We start from the raw sequence: 18,775 nt of genomic DNA, 5'->3' as shown, positions 1-18,775 counted from the left end.
CATTTGAACAAATCTTCTGTTTTCTCTTCTACTCAATAAAATAGGTGAACTATTTTAGCTCTTGTTTGAACTTCTGATTATCTTGAGAAGAGGCTTTGTATTATCTCGTTGGCCGCTACCGTGGTGCTTACTTTGGTACATGGCAATATCAGTTTGGTGCAATACTTCTTCCAGGCTCATGAAATGATCTCTGTAATTCGACACACCAATCGCCACATTGACTTTTATGTTTAAATTTCGAGCAGAATCGCTGTAGGTAAAGGACTCTAACTGCATTAACACAGGCTCAAGCTCCTCATCACTATATTGCCCAATCAGGATAAATTCATCACCCCCGATTCGGTAACTACGACCACGCCAAATAGAATCGATACGGCTGGCAAGTGCTTTCAACACTTCATCCCCCACTTCATGACCATAGTTATCGTTTATCGGCTTAAAGTTATTCACATCTAAATAAATCAAGGTTAGATCGCTGTTTAAGCCTCTCGAATAACGGCGATATAAAGCTCGGCGATTACGCAGCTTGGTTAAATTATCGGTAACAGATTGTGAGTGTAGATAGAAAGCAACCACTAACAAGAAGCCAAATACCAACGTAAACAGCCATTGAGTGTGGCGTGAAAAAGTTTTCTCGGCCGCTAACGTTGCTCGCCAATTCGGTTGATAATCATAGGTGTTGATGATTTTCTGCGTATCAATCATCTTAATAGCACGAGTAAATAAAGGAGCCAGCGAAGCGCCCATGCTATTTTTGGGAAAGCCCATTGCAATCTCAGACGAGTAAAAACTGCCGATAAATAGATCTTCCTCCAACGGCAATAAGTTATCCGCTTCACGCAATATTTGGTTAAAGTTAGCACGGTTTAGAACGATGTAATCGACCTCCTTACCGAGCAAGGCTTTGACCAATTCATTTTGAGTTTTATAAACATGTAGCACTTTATTGGGCAGCATTTTTCCTAACAGCTCTTCAAAGAAATCTTCTTTAATCACGCCGATGCGCTCAACAATTAATTCAGACACATTGCTGTAAACATTGTCTTTGTAATTTTCACGCTTAATCAAGACGGCTTCAGGCTGGTAATACGTGTCACTGAAATAAACGTCGGATTTTCGTTGTTGAGAGACGGTAACTGGTACTAGGATATCAATGCGTTTATTGACCAAATCGGCATACATACTCTCCCACGTTTCGTCTGGCTGGCTGGCCAGTTCACATTTGAGCAACAGAATGTCACATGCTTTAAAAACAATGTCCGCGTTTATTCCTTTCACTTTACCATCGTGCTGATACTGAGCAAATTGGCTGATGTTCTCCAATTTTACTTTTAACGGTCGCTGCACGTTTAAGCCGCTATCGATGACTGATTGACGCAACGCCTGTTTGCGGATATCAAATTGGTATTTTTGTACTGATTTTCTAAGCAGTTTTTGTACCGACGCTGAGTGCACATATTCTTGAATTTTGTTGAGTAATAAAGTGTTGTGCCCTTTTAGCGTAATAATGGCAACCGGCTGAATAGGCAGTTGGTCATTAAGCAATTGCGCATCGAGCCCTGCCATCAACATCGGCTTTAATTGATTAATCGCGTCTACGACAACATCGACTTCAGCCGTGCTTAAAAGTTCTTTGGCACGCCGAGCACCATCATACTCAACCTGTATGATATGAGGAAAATAAGCGGCAATCAGCTCACCATAAATCGTTCCTTTGGGAACCCCGACCCTCGCCAGATCGGTTAACTGTACGTTGCTATGGCTAAATGCATAGGTGTATTCAATATTGGTAGGACTTGAGAAATCAAAGCGTTGAGCACGCTGTTCGGTGTAAGTCACATTGGCTGCAAAATCGCTCTCCCCTTGTTCGATAGCGGTCAAGATCGCATCAAAGCTGGGGTAATTAACATAGTCAATCTCAAGGCGAAATTGGTAAGCAATGGCATCAAACAAAATACGCGTGACAACATCGTCCGCTTCTGTCGCTACTCGATATGTTTTAGCGTTGATTATGGGAGCACTAATGACGCTGTGTGCCGCCGTTGCTAGCCATAAAAGACCTATTAGCCGAAATGCACGAACCATGACGTTTATATTATTGTACTGAGAGGTGAGCATCATATACTAATGCTCTATATATGCATAAGAATGAAGTCACAACTTCACCCACAACATGCTCTAATCTACATTCATTTGTGTTCTGGTCATTCGGTATTCTCTTCGGTGCTCTTGAGTAGATAATCGGTCATCCAAGCGGTTGCCAGTAAACAGATCCAAACCACGAATACTGGGTTTGGTACGTCACTTGTGGGCGAGACGACTAAGCTTGCAAAGCCTACCGTCGGAAGTGTCCAGCATAACAAACCATTCCAATTCACTGCGACTGGTTTGGATTGGGTTAAACTTTCCATCGACGCCATAATGCCAGTAATGCTTAACGCAACTAACACTGCATACGAGAAATCGGCCATCCATAACGGTAGCAGTAACCCTAACGCCCACCAACGGTGCTTATTAGATGGCTTCCAGTGCGCAACCGACCACCAAACAACGATAACAGAAAGAGTCTGAATAACAGTAAGCCAGCCTGTACCGCCTAATTTCCCAGCCGATTGAGTAACGATGATACCGACTTGCAACGTCAGTACGATCAACGTGCTCACTAAGATAACACCCATGCTACTGCGTTTAGAAAAGACCACCATCAACAACGGGAGTAGCACCCAAACACTGACAGAAAGGGCGATCGGCTGATAAGATAAAGTGAAACCGTAAGCGGTCATTGCGGCCAGTAGCAACACACCCGCGACACCCCCTTGCGGTAAAATCCACAGCGCAGGGATCACGATGGCCAGCACAGGGATGTCCCCTTCGCTTAAACCTATGGCTCTTGCACAAACCACAGCCAACACGGTTGTGATTAAAAATTGAAAGGTAGAAAATAGCATGCCCTCTCCTTATACCGTTCCTTGGTAACTATCGAACTAGGACACTGCTAGTATGGACGAATTGTCAGCATGAACCAATTTTTAGCGCAAATTTTTGCAGTTATACATCAAATTCCCGCGGGAAAAGTGACCACTTATGGCGAAATTGCTCGCTTAGCTGGCTACCCCGGCCACGCACGACATGTTGGAAAAGCATTAGGTAACCTACCTAAAAACAGCCGATTACCTTGGTTTCGTGTGATCAACAGCAAAGGAGAGATTTCGCTAAAAGGAGAGGATTTGTTACGTCAACGACAGAAATTGATCGCCGAAGGCGTCGAAGTGAACGAGCATGGCAAAATAAAACTTCGATTATACCAGTGGCGCCCCTAAGCCCCTTTCGGTCAAGCGCCTTTCCCGCCTATCTAGCACGGGAAAGGGCTGTTTTACTATTTCTTGTTTTACTGTTTAACACCAACCAAACGCAAATCAACCCGTTTAGTGTTATTCTCATCAGTAATCACGGCGTAATGGGTGTCCGTAATGAAGCGCAGTTTTCCATCTACTTCGATGCGAGCACTGACGCTGTAACGGTGGTGAGCATCAATTTTTCGGTTGTCGAATGCCAAGTCAAACTCAAGCGGCACTTGCATTCCGTTAGTTTCAAAGCGGTGTTTTGCGATCACTTTAGCGGGTGCATCAGCCAATGAAACATCTTGCAAAGTGATAGTGACAAGCGCCTTATCCGGCAGTGCAATACGCTCACGGTACGAAACCGTACCCATGATAGATTGAATATTGCTCTCGGAAGAGGTTGGTTTTTGCGCTGACTGGCAACCCACAAGCATTAGACCCAAAACAGACGACATAATCAGCAACAGTGCCTTTTTCATAAGGATAAAACCTCAGTTATGGTGTTAGATAGGTGATGATTATAGGTTCGGTTTTATCTGCTGTCATGGTCGTCCATTTGGTATTAACAAGATATTGACTTAGTCAACAATGATAATAATTACATTAAGAATCTCGGTGAGGGTCTATGAGTAAACCATTAAATGAACTATTGGATTTGCTACAACTGGAAAAGCTAGAAGAAGGTTTATACCGAGGTGAGAGCGAGAACTTAGGTCTGCCACAAGTGTATGGTGGGCAAGTGATTGGCCAAGCACTCTCGGCGGCTCGCTATACGGTTGATTCCGACCGCACTGTTCACTCATTTCATAGCTATTTTCTTTACCCCGGAGATCCTGAAAAACCAATTATTTATGATGTTGAGAATTTAAGAGACGGACGCAGTTTCAGTACCAGACGAGTCAAAGCCATTCAAAATGGTCGGCCGATTTTCTATCTCACCGCTTCTTATCACGGTGAAGCGCCCGGTTTTGAACATCAAAACACCATGCCTGACATCCCTGGTCCTGAAAATTTTGCCTCTGAATCTGAACTGGCAGCCCAGATTGCACACTTATTACCTGAAAAAATAAAAAAGGTTTTTTGTGGCGAAAAAGCGATTGAGATGCGTCCAGTGACCGTAATTAACCCGCTAAAACCACAAAAAGCGGAGCCAAAACAGTACATGTGGATACGCGCTAATGGTGAGTTGCCAAATAACCAACTCATCCATCAATATTTGCTCGGTTACGCGTCTGATTGGGGGTTTTTAGTCACAGCGTTGCACCCTCATAAAGTCTCTTTGATGACGCCTAACTTTCAAGTCGCGACGATTGATCATTCGATTTGGTTCCACCGCCCATTCAAAATGGATGAATGGTTGCTCTACGCAATAGAAAGCCCTACGGCCAGCAATACCCGTGGTTTAGTGCGTGGCGAGATTTACAACCGCCAAGGAGATTTAGTCGCAACAGCAGTGCAAGAAGGTGTGATGCGCTTCACCAAATAAAAAGACTCGGACGAGCAGGCTATGCCAGAGGCAATTGGGTAGTGTACTTCAATGACTCCATTGCAAAGGTTGAAGTCACGTTATTAATCCCTTTCACGCCATTGACCAGTTTTTTATAAAACTGGTCAAAACACTTCATGTCTTTGACCAACACTTTCATCATGTAATCGTACTCACCCGCCATTCGATAGAACTCCATCACCTCAGGGTACTCAGACACAGTCATGACAAAATGGCTGTACCATTCGTGAGAGTGATCGCTGGTCTTAATCAACACAAACGCGGTAAAACTCAAATCTAATTTTTCTGGGTCAAGCAGGGCAACTCGCTGCGCAATCACGCCAGATTCTTCAAGCTTTTTCAATCGCTTCCAGCAAGGTGTGGTGGTTAAGTTCACCGCTTCAGCCAAATCATTTAGCGACAAAGTGCTGTCTTGTTGCAGTAATGAGAGGATCATACGATCAATTCTATCAAGCTCCATAGCCTCCCCAGAATAAGAGAATAATTTTCTCCAAAACTACAAAATGACAGGCAAAATAGCAAAGCTTTTCTCTCACATTAAGGGTAAATTACCCTCATAATAACGATGGAGAGAGAACCATGTGCACCGATCATCAATGGATTAACAACGCAATTCGAAAAATAGAAGCGGACTACCAACGCTCGGCCGATACTCATCTGATCAAGCTCGATTTGCCTTGTGTCGCTGGGGTCGATATTTATCTCAAAGATGAAAGTACGCATCCTACGGGGTCGCTCAAACACCGCCTAGCCCGTTCTCTTTTTCTGTATGCCATCTGTAACGGCTGGGTTGGCCCTGAAACGACTATCATTGAATCTTCATCGGGCAGTACTGCGGTATCAGAAGCTTATTTTGCCCGTTTACTTGGCTTGCCTTTTATTGCTGTAATGCCCAAATGTACTGCACGTAAAAAAATTGAGCAGATTGAGCTTTATGGCGGCCAAGCGCATTTAGTCGATCGCTCTGATCAAATTTATGCCGAATCACACCGCTTAGCCAAAGAACTGAATGGTCATTATATGGACCAGTTCACTTATGCTGAACGTGCAACCGACTGGCGTGGTAATAGCAATATTGCCGACAGTATTTTTAACCAAATGCAAATGGAAGATCACCCCGTTCCGACATGGATTGTAATGAGCCCAGGCACAGGCGGAACCTCAGCAACTATAGGCCGCTTTATTCGCTACCAAAAACACAATACCAAACTGTGCGTTGTAGACCCTGAAAACTCGGTATTTCATGATTATTTCAAAAGCCGAGACCCAAGCTTAACCTTGCAGTGTGGTAGCAAAATTGAAGGAATTGGTCGTCCACGAGTTGAACCGAGTTTTATTCCCGGCGTAGTCGATGAAATGCGTACCGTTGCGGATGCCGCCAGTGTCGCTACGATCTATTGGTTGGAAAAACTACTCGGCCGCAAAGCAGGCCCTTCTACCGGCACCAATCTTTATGGGGTTTTGCAAATTGCCAGTGAGATGAAACAACGAGGTGAAACAGGCTCCATCGTGACGCTGTTATGCGACAGCGGCGAACGTTATTTAGATACCTATTACTGTGCCGATTGGGTGAAAAGCAATATTGGTGATTTAACACCTTATCTTTCAAAATTAGAAGCCTTTGAAACAACGGCTAAATTAGCTTAGTGACCTAGCAAAACGCCCAAGACAAACTTGGGCGTTTTGGATCCATCGTGAAAAGTCTTAGCCTTGAATGCCGACAATCAACCAAGGTGCATTAGGTACGGTTAAATCACGCTCTAAATGCCACACATCATTAATATCTTCTTCAATGCCTTCCACGGAATCGCGGTAGCGGCCAGTAAACTGCAAACTCAACTGCGCTTTACTTGCATCGTAATCGGCGCGAACGACTTCAGCGTCTACGTACATCACATCTGTGTGCTGTTCACCGTTTAGCTTTGCGCGCTCTTGTTTTAAATCTTCAAACAAGCTCGCCGATACATATTCTTCAACAGTTTCAAGTTGGTTATGGTTCCAAGCACCTTGCAAAATACGGTAGTGTTCGCGCGCACCATTAATGAAAGCTGCTTTGTCAAAACCGGCTGGATAGTTATGTGGGATATCGCTGTGTGCATTCGATCCAAAACCACCCGTAGCTTGAGGCTGTTGTTCAAAGTTGTGCACGTTCGGCTGTTCAAATTCCGTCCGGTTATTAACACCACCAAACGCAGGCTGCTGCCGATTCATGCTACCCTGCTTCGCACCAAGCATACCGCGCATCAGTTTAAAGAGCACAAAAGCAATCAGACCGAAGATCAGAATATCCATAAATTGGATACCCTCAAACGCGCCGCCAAAGAAAGCAGCCAGTAGACCACCAGCGAGTAAACCACCCAGTAATCCGCCCATCAGACCTTTTTTGGTCGAACCAGCTTTACCTGCTTGATCTTGCTTAATGGTGTCATTTTTTTGAGTCTGCTGTTTGGGCGCTGGAGCCGTTTTATAGCTTTTACCAAACGATTTACCACCGCCAAATTTCTTTGCTTCTGCTATCGGTGTGATCGCAACAGCAACCATCAGCAGTGCTACAAGGGAAAAAAAACGTTTCATGTTTTTCCTTAGGGTTATAATTATTGAGGCTTACTCATCATAACCACTTCGGATAGACAAGAAAACCGTTGCTTCTCGCAGACATGTATCAGAATATTGCAAATTAACCGTCCATAAGTTGACGCTTATACACCACCCCACTAGAATATCGAACGTTGTTCATAATTGATACGTAACCATGGCCAGACGAAACGATCACACACGAGAAGAACTGATTGCATTGACACTCAAGACCGCGAAGCATTTTCTTCAAAATCACACTTATCACGAGCTCAGCCTGCGTAAAATCGCAACCATGATTGGCTACGTACCTAGCACTTTGGTCAATGTCTTCGGCAGTTACAATCTTTTATTGTTGCATGTGGTAGCTCAAACCTTGGATGAACTCTCTTCGCAAGCGAAAAAAGTGGTGGGTAAGTGTAGCGATCCAAAAGAAGCGTTGTATAAATTGGCCTATTGCTACCACGATTTTGCTCAGTTGCACCCCAATCGCTGGCAACTTATTTTTGAACATAATATGAATGGCGAACGACTTCCCCAGTGGCAAGCAGAGCGCATCGACAACATGACCGCCATGCTTGAAGGTTTATTGACCATCCTTGCTCCACAACACTCGCAACAAGAAGTGCTGCAAGCAAGCCGAGTCCTGTGGTCTGGCGTACATGGTATTACCTTATTAAGCGTAGATGATAAATTTTTCGCCGCCGAACCCATCGATGGGAAAGAGCTGATTGAAAACCTACTCTCAAACTATCTTAATCACTGGGCGCGATAAGGACCATCAATGAGTCAATCTCAATCTTCATTGCTGACTCAGCAACGATTTCTTCCGTATTTCATCACCCAGTTTTTTGGCGCATTTAACGATAACATCTTTAAAAATGTCTTGCTGCTATTGGTCGCGTTTGCTGGAGCGAACGTGTTACCGGTTTCCAGTAATTTATTTATTAACCTTGCCGCAGGGCTATTCATTCTTCCTTTTTTCCTTTTTTCTGCCTCTGCTGGTGTGCTTGCTGACAAGTACGAAAAATCCGCTTTCATTCGTAAAGTGAAATTGGCTGAAATTGGCATCATGTGTCTTGGCGCGATCGGTTTTATGACCGAGAGTTACGCCATTTTACTGTTATTACTGTTTTTGATGGGGACACAATCGGCCTTTTTTGGCCCAGTCAAATACGCTTTATTGCCGCAACAACTCAAGCCAAATGAATTGGTTCCAGGTAATGCGTTAGTGGAAACAGGCACATTTTTAGCGATTTTATTAGGCACATTGGGGGCTGGGCTCATTGCCTCGATGCCCTACACTAAATACGTGGCTGCTGGCGCGGTGGTGCTATTTGCGTTGTTAGGCTATTTAGCCAGCCGTCATATTCCTAAAGCCCCTGCTTGCGCACCCGATCTCGTTTTTCGCTGGCAGCCCATTGAGCAAACCAAGCAGACCATTGCGATTGCCAAACAAGACCGTACTATTTTCCAATGCGTAATGGCGATCAGTTGGTTCTGGTTTTTAGGTGCTGCCTACTTAACTCAATTTCCAAATTTCACGCATCACTATTTATATGGCACAGAGAGCGCCGTTTCTTTTTTGCTAGCACTGTTTTCTGTTGGCATTGCCACTGGCTCATTGACCTGTGACAAATTATCGCATCATAGAATAGAGATCGGCATCGTGCCTATCGGCAGTTTTGGCATTACATTATTTGGCTATTTAATGGCAACCTCCGTGCCAAAAAAATTACCTCAATTTACTGATTTTTATCAATTTATCAGCTACCAATCACTATGGCCGATGTTTCTTTTCCTATTGTTGATTGGCGTCTGCGGTGGCATCTTCATTGTGCCTTTATATGCGCTAATGCAGCAGCGTGCTAAAGTCACTCAACGCGCACAAGTCATTGCCGCTTTGAATATCTACAACTCACTGTTTATGGTGGCGAGCGCACTATTAGGGATTGTCTGTTTGAGCTTTCTTGAGCTTACGATCCCTCAGTTCTTCATTATATTAGCTTTGCTTAATGGCTTTGTTGCACTCTATTTATGCTACCAAGTCCCGGTCTTTTTGGTGCGATTTCTAATGTGGATGCTCACGCATACCATGTATCGAGTCAGCCACAAAAATCTTCATCACTTACCTGAAAAGGGCGGAGCACTGCTGGTGTGCAATCATGTTAGCTATATGGATGCACTGTTGCTGAGCGCGGTTTGTCCTCGCTTAATTCGTTTTGTGATGGAAGAGGATTACGCCAATTTGCCGCCACTTCGTCGCTTTTTGAAACGTGCAGGCGTGATACCTATTTCCGCAACGCGTCGCGGTTCTATCCGCCAAGCCTTTAACGATGTAGAACAAGCATTGGCAGAGGGGCATATCGTCTGCATTTTCCCAGAGGGACGGTTAACCGCGGATGGCGAAATCAGCGATTTCATGCGCGGGATGGATATTATTTTAAAACGCAGCTCTGTGCCTGTCATCCCCATGGCATTGAAGGGGTTGTGGGGAAGCTATTTTAGCCGTGCCAAAGGGCGCGCCTGCTGTGGGCTACCGACTCGTTTTTGGTCACATATAGAAATTGAAGCTGGCGAGCCCGTCCCTCCCAAAGAGGCAACAACACAAGTGATGCAACAAAAAGTCGCAGAACTCAGGGGGGATTGGCGTTAGATTGGGATTGAGTGCAAACCAAACACTAGCTTGATCTTATACTGAAGAGTGAACGTACAAATATGTTATTCACGGGCTGTTAGGCTGATGACATACATATGAGTACCCCATCTTTAGTGATTTTTTTCGATGCGCAGTGTCCTTTATGCTACAATGAAATGCGTTCATTAAAAACCTTCGCTCACCATGGTCGGGTTCAGCTTATCGACATAAATGACGGCGATGCTATGCGTAGCTTTCCTTCTATCGACAAAAGCAAGGCGTTATCGATACTGCATGGCTTAGATCAACAAGGCAATCTGCTTTATGGGCTGGATGTGACCGTTCTAGCTTGGCGTTTAGTCAACAAACATCGCTGGTTATTCATTACGCGCTTACCCGTCCTAAAATGGATTAGCGACCAAATTTATCTCCTTTTTGCAAAACATCGCATGTCGATATCTCGCTGGTTTAGTCATGCTCAATGCCGTAATGGCGTTTGTAAAAACAGAGAGTGATAACAATGAAATACCTCATTATTGGCGCCTCAAGCATCATCGCCCAAGCTTTTATAAAGGAGCTCAAAGCGCAGACTTTCGCGCCAGCAATCGTTACCGTCTCAAGACAAAAATATCTCGCCCAATCCTCAAGCGAACATTTTCCAACCGACTACAGTATCGAATCAACGGCCTTGATTGCCAAAACATTGGCCGACATCGGGCATAAGTTTGATCAAATTGTGTTTTTTAATGGGCAACTACACAACGGCACCTATACACCGGAAAAGCGTATCTCAAGGTTTGACGAGTCTTACTTTCAATGGCTTTTACAATGTAACGTTTTGAGCCAAGTGCGTTGGTTTCAATATTTACCATCACTTATTGATCGTCAATCTTTTGCAAAAATTACGGTTTTTAGCGCGCGGATAGGTAGCTTAGAGGATAACTACAGTGGCGGCTGGTACAGCTATCGGATGAGTAAAGCGGCGCTAAATATGGCGACGAAAAGTTTTGCGATAGAGCTAGCTCGCACTCATCCCAACACACAAACTATTCTGTTTCATCCGGGAACCACCGACACCCCGCTTTCTAAACCATTTCAGCGTAATGTGGCTAGCGATAAGCTCTTTGAACCGGAGTTTGTGGCTAAGCAACTTTATCAACTACAGCAAAAGGAAATGTTAGATAAGCCCGTCTGTTTTGTGGATTGGCAGCACCAGACCATCAAATGGTGATCGCTCATTGAGTGGTCGATAACGCAGCTGATGTTCGGTGAGCCATGTTTTTAAGGTCTTGCGCGATATTTTAATACCCGTTTCGCTCAAGTGATTTGGTATTAAAAAATAATCGATGGGATATTTAAATCTTTCAAGCCTACCATTGAGCCACTGCTCTAACGCCTCTTTTTTAGGCATAGTTTGGCATTGCAACAAAGCAACGCTGCGCGCGCCAAACTCATCATCATGAACAGGGATCACCATCGCTAAAGCAATGTCGGGGTGGTGAGATAATACCGCTTCAATCTCTTCACAATGAATGTTTTCGCCTCCAGAGATAAATTGGTTATCAACGCGGCCAATAATGAACAGCTCATCATTCTGCCAATGGCCAAGATCTTGGCTGTCGAACCATCCTTGTTCATCGATAAGAGGCGTGATTAAGCCTTGTTGGTAATAGCCACTGGATATGGTTTCACCGCCAATGAAAATGCGCTGACCTTGTAGCTTCACTTGCCGTTTAGGTAGCACGTGGCCAACACTCTGGCTTGCGTTAACACGTTTTGCTGTGACAGTGGAAGCTGCTTCCGTCATACCATAACCCACCCAAGTTTCAATGCCATGCTTTGCCGCCTGCTGGGCGAGATGGTTTGGGATATGGCCTCCGCCAAGCAGCACGTGCGTTAATGCGAGCGGTGTTTTACTGTCTAATAAACGCTTCAGTTGAGTAGCAACCAATGAAGCATGCGTAACATGAATTATATCTTGGGTGAGATCGCCGCTGCCGACTTTTAAGCAAGCACCAGCTGCTAGCCAGCGATAAATAATGGCTAACCCAGACACATGATACATCGGTAAACTCAGCAGCCACGTATCATGGCAACGAAATGAAAATACCTCAAGTAAACCACTGGCTGACGACCAATGCTGCTGAAAAGTATGAATAACGGCTTTAGGAACCCCAGTAGAGCCAGAAGTAAAGATGATTGAGGCAAACTGTGTCTCAGCCTTGTTTACCATAGCGCTCGTGGGCGGCGAAACATGTTCATGAGTAACATGTTCATGAGTATAAAGCCGGATGTTAGCGTCAGCGAGCAATGAAGTTAGCTCATTCTCCTTGAGCCTAGCTCCTTCACCTAACCATAACCAATGTGGTTTATTCTCTCCGTATAAGGTACTGAGTTTCTGTTTCAGCAGCATCACAGGTTGTGGCATGGTGATGGCGCAGATCACGCCAAGTTTTAACGACGCAAGGTAGATTAACACTAACTCAAGGCTGTTCTTACCCACTAACGTCAGCACATCTTGGTTCTGCAAACCTTGTTGCTGCATTGCAAAAGCATAAGCGTCAATACGATTCGCTAACTGCTGCCAAGTGTAGGTTTGATTCGCCGTACGCAATGCGATCGCGTGCGGCGTATACAAAGCATGTTGTTGCCACGGCTTTTGGCAAAAGGAAACGCCTACTCGCATTGAGATTGCCAAACCACCGTTTGCTGAGCGAGCGTTTGTATCGGCAATGCGCTGTTGGGCCATGCGCTTTCGAGTTGTGCTTTAAACAAACTAATCGTATCTAGCCCCGGAATTTCATTAGGCAGTTGCCACTGCGCAAAACGAGCTAATTGACAAAGCCCTAAGCTCGATTCGATGCTAGAGCTAATAACGGCTTGAATGCCTAATGTTTTAGCTTTTTCAATCAAAGTGATACAGCGCTGTACCGACCCAATCAAGGTCGGTTTAATCACAATGGCTTTCGCTCCCGTCAGATCTTCTAGCTGAAAATCTGCACGGCGAACGGCTTGCTGTAAGGTTTCATCCCACGCAATCGCAATGCCCGTATTGATAGCGAAAGCCAAGCTGTCACTGGGAGATGGACACGGCTCTTCCAAAAACGCAATGCGTTGACGCAGCGAAGGAGAGACATATTGGGCAAATTTTTCAGCTTTAGCGGGTGTCCAAGCTTGGTTAGCATCAAGACGCAATTGCAAATCAGGCATGGATTCTAAAAACAGATTTACGATCATCCCATCGCGAATCGCTTCGTACAGCCCAACTTTAATCTTCGCAACTCTATGATCGCCCGGTAGCGCGTTCAGAAGCGGGATCAGTTCATCAGGGTCTCCCGAGCACAAAGGTGCTGCGTGATAGTGTCCGGCTTGAGGCAACCCACCATCCAGCTCTAACTCCGCCATCGACAAACCAAAGGCAACAGAAGGAAAAAGATCATCATAGGTAATAAGCTCACCACTAACCCAAAGCTGAAGCTGCGCTATTAACTGCTGCTGTGCTTGCTCAAGTGACTCTAAACTAAAACCGGGTAATGGGGCAACTTCACCCAACGCTGAACCGTGATCATCTTGTAATTCAATAATCAGACCTTCACGTTCTACCAGCTTCTGATTGCGGAGAATAACGCCGCTATCCATCGGTAAACAGTAGCGATACAGTGTTGCGCTGCGCATAATTTCAACCTTTTGTTCGATATTCGACTTTGTTCATTGAGACCACTAGCCCAAATCATCACGGAGAATTGGATGATTTGAGCCGATTTTACGCTTAAGGATTACGAGGGAATTTATTGAAATCAGGGCGGCGTTTTTCATTGAAGGCATTGCGCCCTTCTTGCCCCTCTTCTGTCATATAGAACATCATGGTTGCGTTACCCGCTAGTTCTTGCAAACCTGCTTGGCCGTCACAATCTGCGTTGAGCGCTGCTTTCAAACAGCGCAGCGCCATAGGGCTATGCTGCAATACTTCACGACACCAGCGAACCGTCTCTTTTTCTAAATCAGCTACTGGCACAACCGTGTTGACCAGCCCCATGTCCAACGCTTCTTGAGCATCATAAAAACGGCAAAGGAACCAAATTTCACGCGCTTTTTTCTGCCCAACGATACGGGCCATGTAAGACGCACCCCATCCACCATCGAATGAACCCACTTTGGGCCCTGTTTGACCAAACTGGGCATTTTCTGCCGCTATAGTTAAATCGCACATCATATGCAGCACATGGCCACCACCGACAGCCCAACCAGCAACCGCCGCAATTACAGGTTTCGGACAGGTACGAATTTGGCGTTGGAAATCGAGCACATTGAGATGATGCGTACCGGACTCATCACGATAGCCGCCGTAGTCGCCACGAATTTTTTGATCGCCACCAGAGCAAAATGCCGCTTCACCAAGACCAGTTAGAATGATCACGCCAACTTGCTCATCATAACGCGCATCAGCCAGCGCACTGATCATCTCTTTAACCGTTTGTGGGCGAAAGGCATTACGCACCTGAGGACGGGCAATCGTAATTTTGGCAATGCCATCTTGCGATTTGTGATAGTGAATATCTTCATATTCGGCGCTGCAGTTACTCCAGATGACTGGTGCATACAATTCTTGTTCAGTAATACCGACTGTTTTAGCCATGGTGCTTTCCATTGTTCTATTAATTATAGTTTTTGAACCAACGCGTTAGCATTGGCTGATAAACTCTTGAATAAGATGAGCAAATACCTCGGGCTGCTCATAATGGACATTATGCCCTGCAGCCTGCACTTGGCGATATTCGAAACCGCTTTGCTGTGCCAGATGAACAAACTTGCTGTCCTTCTCCCCACAAACATAGACTATTGGCAATGCGGCTTGCTCAAGTTGTGCGAGCAGATAAGGCTGCTTTGCCAATGAAGTCGAAAGTAGCATGTGAGCCACTGCCGCCCCAAGATTAGCACTGCGTTGAGTGACTAAAGTTTGTCTTTGCTCATGATTTAATGAAGAAAAAACGGGTTGATGATACCAATCGACCAAAACTCGCTCAATCTGCTCAGTTTGGAAACGATGTGCCCAATGGTGATCATTTTTCAATCGTTGCTCACGTTCAAAAGAACTCTGCAAGCCGAAGTTGCCACCCTCAACGATCAAACCTTGAATATTCAACGCCGAAAAACGCTGCATCGCCACGCCATACATTGCCAGCCTTCCACCAAGTGAATAGCCCACCAATACGATAGGTGTTTTTTCGCCAAGCTGCTTAAGCACGGTTGCAGAAATGTGAGCGCAGCACTCATCAAAGTCATCACATAAGAGAGACTGACTACCGCCATGGCCGGGAAGATCAATCCATAATTGCGAGTATGGCGAAAGAAAAACCGCCGTTTTCGACCAATCTCGCCCACTGCCTAGTAAACCATGTAGAAAAACCACCACAGGCTCGACCGACGTCGAACCTGTGGTGGTGCTGCAATAAAAACGACTACAAAGCATAAACTTGCTGGGTAAATTGTGTGATTTGCTCACCGGCTTGCCCAGACGGCGTGGTCACTTCAACCAATAAGGTGCCAGTACCCTGCTGTAAATGTTCACGGACCAAGCTTTGATAAGCAGATAAGGTTTGCGGACAAACATAACCTAAACGAAACTGCCGTGCGGCGTGTTCAAATTGGTAGCCATGGGGCATTTGGTACAAGGCGGTTTTGTGCGTTTTGGGAACGGGTAATAGATCAAAAATAGCGCCGCCATCATTATTCACCACCACCAGCACCAGAGGCGTGCTGACTTGGCTAAGCAGAGCTAGAGAATTAAGATCATACAGCAATGACGTGTCACCAATAAATACCAACATTGGATTATGATTGGCTCGCTGTACTCCTGCGGCGGTTGCCACTAAGCCATCAATACCCGAAGCGCCTCGATTGGAGTAAACCGAACGTCCCTCAATTTGAGCAAACATATCGGCTAAACGGACGAACAAACTGTTGCCGATAAATAGGTCGGCCCCTTCGCTACGCTCGGCCATATCGAGCGCTAAACCAATCTCTGTAATAGAAGAGTCACCGTTCAAATGCAATTTAGCCAGTTGGGCAATCTCTTGCGCGACCGTTTTTATCCGATCCAACCAACCCGCTTGCGCCGCACCTAAAGCCGTTAATTTACCAATATGCCGATCGACCCAGCACGCAATATCAGTGACAAACTGCTGTTGCATCAGATGGCTTTGATTATTACGTGCCATTTGGGGTGAAACGTAAATATACTGCACGTTACCCATGTGAGCATGGCTAGCTAGCCATTGAGTAAGTCGTTTTGAGACCAGCCGTGAACCGAATTGGATCACCACCTCACTTTCACTAAGCAGCTCACGTGCTCGCGCATTTTGCAACCATAAATCAAAATGCGCCCATTCGCTGCTCACGCCTGATTGTGGATCACATAAGACTGGCCAGCCAAGTTTGTTGGCAAAGTGCTTGGCCTTCTTCGCTTCAGCTAACGTCAACGAACCAAGAATCACCAGCCCTTTTTTACTCAGCCATGCACCATCATCTAACGTTTTGGTTTCGGTTTGGTACTGGCGAGAGCTGAATGCTTGCTCACGCTGACGCCACGCTTCAATCACAGCCAAATAGTCCGCGTAGAGATCTACATCATGTTCGGCATAAAGTGGTTCGGGAAAGGGACAGTTAATATGTATTGCACCACCCATATAATCTTGGTTAGCCATAGCCTCATCCACTGTGGTTAACAACCAAGTCAATGGGATAGTCGTCGATGGACTGGGTAGATTCACCGCCTGCGTGACATGTGATGAGTAAATACCTACTTGATTGATTGCTTGATTCGCACCGCATCCTACAAGCTCAACGGGCCGGTCAGCCGTGAGTATAACGAGTTTTTCACCCGTGAGGTGTGACTCAGCAATCGCTGGCAGTAAATTAGCCGCCGCCGTGCCAGAAGTGACAATCACCGCAACTGGTTTTTGGCTCGCCTTAGCAAGACCTAAAGCAAAAAAGCCCAGCCCACGTTCATCAAAGTGAGTATGGATTGAAAGCTTGTGATTGGCGGCCGCCTCTAAGGTCAAAGGTGTCGAGCGTGAACCCGGAGCAATACAGATCTCTTGCACCCCAAGTCGAGTAAGCTCCTCAAGTAGCGTTTGGCTCCAAATTCGGTTCAGCACTGCTTGGTCATGCTTCATGACGCCACTCCTAGAGGAAAATGGTCGCTGATCAAACTCAGTAAGGTTGCCATTTTTTTGTCTAACTCTTGCCATTCATGCTCAGCAACTGAACCTGGAACAATGCCCGCTCCGGCAAACAGTTGGACCTGATTGTCCACCAGCAAAGCGCTGCGAATCGCCACACAAAACTCCGCTTGTTGATGGCTAAAATAACCGACTGAGCCGGCATACCAACCACGTGCAAAAGGCTCATTAGCCTGAATAAAATCCATCGCCGCTTTACGCGGCAGGCCAGCCACAGCCGCGGTTGGTTGTAAAGCATTCAGCAGTTGCACACCATTCACCCCCTTTTTCAGCTGCGCATGGATACCCCGTTTTAAATGTTGCACTTTGCGCAAACGCACTAAACGGACGTCCTGTTCAACATCAACCCTTTCAGAATGAGGCGTTAACCGTTCAATAATGTCATCCACTACATATTGATTTTCATTAAGATTTTTACTGTCTTGGGTAAGCCAATGAGATAACTCCATGTCTTGGCTCGCATTTTCTCCCCGACCTATAGTTCCCGCCAGCGCTTCGGTATACAAAGTCTGCCCTTGACGAGCGTACAAACGCTCAGGTGTCGACCCCATAAAGCTGTGTTTTTGATCAAATGCTAATAAAAAATGAAAACTGTGATGATTGTGCGCCGCACTTGCCTTAAGCAACTGCGCCGCGCTTAACGGCTTATCTAAACTGAGTATCGTTTGCCGCGCGAGTACCACTTTCTTAAACGCTTGATGACCAATTCCCTCAAGCACTTGATTGACCAACTGCTGCCACTTCACCTCATTAGGTTGATGGGTGACCTGTTTTATATGTGACGTCATACCACGTAACGGACTAACTTCAAGTTGCAGTTTATGCAGTGCGACCAAGGTTCGTTGGCGTTCAGCGGTAATATTCGCCGCCAATGACCACTGACCATCACAGCAAATCAGCTCAATTTGCGGTAAAAAGAAAAATGAGGATAGACAACGGCGATTTTTGTCCGTATGCCCATCAAAAGAACGTCCACCCCAAACTCGCTGCTCCTGACCAAGAATAGCGTAGGCAGGTTCAGCCTCAGAAAAAGTATACAGTTGACCTAATGCCACGACTTCTTCGCGCGTATCACGTGACTGCCAATAAAATTTAGGGAAAATGGGTTGCGCTTCAAGCCAATCAATTGGCGCGAAAGGGGGAGCTTCTTGCAGTATTTGTACAAAACGAACGTCATCATCCTTCGCGTCGTTTATTTGCTCGATTAACCGAGCAATAGCTTGATGAAAATGCGACAAATCGACCTCGAAAACATTGAGACACGGGCTCTACTGACGGCTACTCTATTTACTGACGGCTACTCTATTTAGAGAGGGAAACGAAATCAAGGTTACGAGTTATCTTTTGCAGATTCCTGTGATAACGGGCATCCTCATCTGTATCCTAAAAGCGCACAGTGGCAGATTTTTATTCTATCAAACATCAATTTAGTGTAGTTTAATAAAGAAATTATTTATTTTTCAGGAATTATACA

The 18,775-nt window shown here is 45.5% G+C and carries 18 protein-coding genes; 7 read left to right on the top strand and 11 right to left on the bottom strand.

The window, feature by feature from the left end; translation table 11 throughout:
• Window positions 1–54: 54 nt before the first annotated feature.
• A complete protein-coding gene (locus N5E84_RS03520) occupies window positions 55–2,121 on the bottom strand; it encodes a GGDEF domain-containing protein (protein WP_019281550.1) in 2,067 nt (688 codons plus the stop codon).
• A gap of 83 nt (window positions 2,122–2,204) precedes the next feature.
• Complete coding sequence (locus tag N5E84_RS03515) at window positions 2,205–2,948, bottom strand: hypothetical protein (protein WP_017044406.1); 744 nt, start codon at window positions 2,946–2,948, stop codon at window positions 2,205–2,207.
• A gap of 69 nt (window positions 2,949–3,017) precedes the next feature.
• Between N5E84_RS03515 and N5E84_RS03510 the strand changes: the two genes are divergently transcribed.
• Window positions 3,018–3,320: an MGMT family protein gene (locus tag N5E84_RS03510; RefSeq protein WP_019281549.1), complete on the top strand. Its 303-nt coding sequence runs from the start codon at window positions 3,018–3,020 to the stop codon at window positions 3,318–3,320.
• A 68-nt stretch (window positions 3,321–3,388) separates the two neighbouring features.
• Here the strand turns inward: N5E84_RS03510 and N5E84_RS03505 are convergent, their stop codons facing one another.
• A complete protein-coding gene (locus N5E84_RS03505) occupies window positions 3,389–3,820 on the bottom strand; it encodes a YbaY family lipoprotein (RefSeq protein ID WP_019281548.1) in 432 nt (143 codons plus the stop codon).
• 146 nt (window positions 3,821–3,966) lie between these two features.
• Here N5E84_RS03505 and tesB point away from each other — a divergent pair, with 146 nt between their 5' ends.
• Entirely contained in the window at window positions 3,967–4,827 is an 861-nt protein-coding gene (tesB, locus tag N5E84_RS03500; RefSeq protein ID WP_017044404.1) for an acyl-CoA thioesterase II, read from the top strand.
• A 19-nt stretch (window positions 4,828–4,846) separates the two neighbouring features.
• Here tesB and N5E84_RS03495 read toward each other — a convergent pair whose 3' ends face one another.
• Complete coding sequence (locus N5E84_RS03495) at window positions 4,847–5,308, bottom strand: Lrp/AsnC family transcriptional regulator (RefSeq protein ID WP_017044403.1); 462 nt, start codon at window positions 5,306–5,308, stop codon at window positions 4,847–4,849.
• 119 nt (window positions 5,309–5,427) lie between these two features.
• Between N5E84_RS03495 and N5E84_RS03490 the strand changes: the two genes are divergently transcribed.
• Window positions 5,428–6,495 carry a PLP-dependent cysteine synthase family protein gene (locus N5E84_RS03490; RefSeq protein WP_013856440.1) on the top strand — a complete coding sequence of 356 codons (1,068 nt, stop codon included), beginning with the start codon at window positions 5,428–5,430 and terminating at the stop codon, window positions 6,493–6,495.
• A gap of 57 nt (window positions 6,496–6,552) precedes the next feature.
• Here N5E84_RS03490 and N5E84_RS03485 read toward each other — a convergent pair whose 3' ends face one another.
• Window positions 6,553–7,422 (bottom strand): Tim44 domain-containing protein, encoded by an 870-nt coding sequence (locus N5E84_RS03485; protein ID WP_019281547.1) that lies wholly within the window; start codon window positions 7,420–7,422, stop codon window positions 6,553–6,555.
• A gap of 178 nt (window positions 7,423–7,600) precedes the next feature.
• Here N5E84_RS03485 and N5E84_RS03480 point away from each other — a divergent pair, with 178 nt between their 5' ends.
• The 4 genes from N5E84_RS03480 (at window position 7,601) to N5E84_RS03465 (ending at window position 11,291) form a co-directional block, all read left to right on the top strand.
• Window positions 7,601–8,197 carry a TetR/AcrR family transcriptional regulator gene (locus N5E84_RS03480; protein WP_017048569.1) on the top strand — a complete coding sequence of 199 codons (597 nt, stop codon included), beginning with the start codon at window positions 7,601–7,603 and terminating at the stop codon, window positions 8,195–8,197.
• A 9-nt stretch (window positions 8,198–8,206) separates the two neighbouring features.
• A complete protein-coding gene (locus tag N5E84_RS03475; protein WP_019281546.1) occupies window positions 8,207–10,078 on the top strand; it encodes an MFS transporter in 1,872 nt (623 codons plus the stop codon).
• Between the two features lie 98 nt (window positions 10,079–10,176).
• Window positions 10,177–10,575, top strand: coding sequence for a thiol-disulfide oxidoreductase DCC family protein (locus tag N5E84_RS03470; protein ID WP_069211946.1), 399 nt, complete (start codon window positions 10,177–10,179; stop codon window positions 10,573–10,575).
• A gap of 5 nt (window positions 10,576–10,580) precedes the next feature.
• The gene (locus tag N5E84_RS03465) at window positions 10,581–11,291 is read left to right on the top strand and encodes an SDR family NAD(P)-dependent oxidoreductase (RefSeq protein ID WP_019281545.1); all 711 of its coding nucleotides are present in this window, start codon (window positions 10,581–10,583) and stop codon (window positions 11,289–11,291) included.
• Here the strand turns inward: N5E84_RS03465 and menE are convergent.
• The 6 genes from menE to N5E84_RS03435 form a co-directional block, all read right to left on the bottom strand.
• Window positions 11,238–12,746, bottom strand: coding sequence for an o-succinylbenzoate--CoA ligase (menE, locus tag N5E84_RS03460; RefSeq protein ID WP_019281544.1), 1,509 nt, complete (start codon window positions 12,744–12,746; stop codon window positions 11,238–11,240). The genes N5E84_RS03465 and menE overlap by 54 nt on opposite strands.
• Window positions 12,737–13,735: an o-succinylbenzoate synthase gene (gene menC / locus N5E84_RS03455; protein ID WP_019281543.1), complete on the bottom strand. Its 999-nt coding sequence runs from the start codon at window positions 13,733–13,735 to the stop codon at window positions 12,737–12,739. Before menC ends, menE begins: the two co-directional genes overlap by 10 nt.
• A 94-nt stretch (window positions 13,736–13,829) precedes the next feature.
• Window positions 13,830–14,696, bottom strand: coding sequence for a 1,4-dihydroxy-2-naphthoyl-CoA synthase (menB, locus tag N5E84_RS03450; protein ID WP_029388087.1), 867 nt, complete (start codon window positions 14,694–14,696; stop codon window positions 13,830–13,832).
• 45 nt (window positions 14,697–14,741) lie between these two features.
• Complete coding sequence (menH, locus tag N5E84_RS03445; RefSeq protein WP_019281541.1) at window positions 14,742–15,530, bottom strand: 2-succinyl-6-hydroxy-2,4-cyclohexadiene-1-carboxylate synthase; 789 nt, start codon at window positions 15,528–15,530, stop codon at window positions 14,742–14,744.
• A complete protein-coding gene (menD, locus tag N5E84_RS03440; RefSeq protein WP_019281540.1) occupies window positions 15,520–17,235 on the bottom strand; it encodes a 2-succinyl-5-enolpyruvyl-6-hydroxy-3-cyclohexene-1-carboxylic-acid synthase in 1,716 nt (571 codons plus the stop codon). Before menD ends, menH begins: the two co-directional genes overlap by 11 nt.
• A complete protein-coding gene (locus N5E84_RS03435; RefSeq protein WP_019281539.1) occupies window positions 17,232–18,539 on the bottom strand; it encodes an isochorismate synthase MenF in 1,308 nt (435 codons plus the stop codon). Before N5E84_RS03435 ends, menD begins: the two co-directional genes overlap by 4 nt.
• Window positions 18,540–18,775: the final 236 nt, after the last annotated feature.

The organism is Vibrio sp. J502, from assembly GCF_025397955.1.
GTDB classification, from domain to species: Bacteria; Pseudomonadota; Gammaproteobacteria; order Enterobacterales; family Vibrionaceae; genus Vibrio; species Vibrio anguillarum.
This window is presented reverse-complemented; position numbering and strand designations above follow the sequence as displayed.

Coding starts and splice junctions, on each gene's coding strand:
- N5E84_RS03485 (WP_019281547.1), bottom strand. CDS start 7,422: ATGAAACGTTTTTTTTCCCTTGTAGCACTGCTGATGGTTGCTGTTGCG.
- N5E84_RS03510 (WP_019281549.1), top strand. CDS start 3,018: ATGAACCAATTTTTAGCGCAAATTTTTGCAGTTATACATCAAATTCCC.
- N5E84_RS03465 (WP_019281545.1), top strand. CDS start 10,581: ATGAAATACCTCATTATTGGCGCCTCAAGCATCATCGCCCAAGCTTTT.
- N5E84_RS03480 (WP_017048569.1), top strand. CDS start 7,601: ATGGCCAGACGAAACGATCACACACGAGAAGAACTGATTGCATTGACA.
- N5E84_RS03520 (WP_019281550.1), bottom strand. CDS start 2,121: ATGATGCTCACCTCTCAGTACAATAATATAAACGTCATGGTTCGTGCA.
- menE (WP_019281544.1), bottom strand. CDS start 12,746: ATGCGAGTAGGCGTTTCCTTTTGCCAAAAGCCGTGGCAACAACATGCT.
- menD (WP_019281540.1), bottom strand. CDS start 17,235: ATGAAGCATGACCAAGCAGTGCTGAACCGAATTTGGAGCCAAACGCTA.
- N5E84_RS03505 (WP_019281548.1), bottom strand. CDS start 3,820: ATGAAAAAGGCACTGTTGCTGATTATGTCGTCTGTTTTGGGTCTAATG.
- menC (WP_019281543.1), bottom strand. CDS start 13,735: ATGCGCAGCGCAACACTGTATCGCTACTGTTTACCGATGGATAGCGGC.
- menB (WP_029388087.1), bottom strand. CDS start 14,696: ATGGCTAAAACAGTCGGTATTACTGAACAAGAATTGTATGCACCAGTC.
- N5E84_RS03490 (WP_013856440.1), top strand. CDS start 5,428: ATGTGCACCGATCATCAATGGATTAACAACGCAATTCGAAAAATAGAA.
- N5E84_RS03470 (WP_069211946.1), top strand. CDS start 10,177: ATGAGTACCCCATCTTTAGTGATTTTTTTCGATGCGCAGTGTCCTTTA.
- menH (WP_019281541.1), bottom strand. CDS start 15,530: ATGCTTTGTAGTCGTTTTTATTGCAGCACCACCACAGGTTCGACGTCG.
- N5E84_RS03495 (WP_017044403.1), bottom strand. CDS start 5,308: ATGGAGCTTGATAGAATTGATCGTATGATCCTCTCATTACTGCAACAA.
- tesB (WP_017044404.1), top strand. CDS start 3,967: ATGAGTAAACCATTAAATGAACTATTGGATTTGCTACAACTGGAAAAG.
- N5E84_RS03515 (WP_017044406.1), bottom strand. CDS start 2,948: ATGCTATTTTCTACCTTTCAATTTTTAATCACAACCGTGTTGGCTGTG.
- N5E84_RS03475 (WP_019281546.1), top strand. CDS start 8,207: ATGAGTCAATCTCAATCTTCATTGCTGACTCAGCAACGATTTCTTCCG.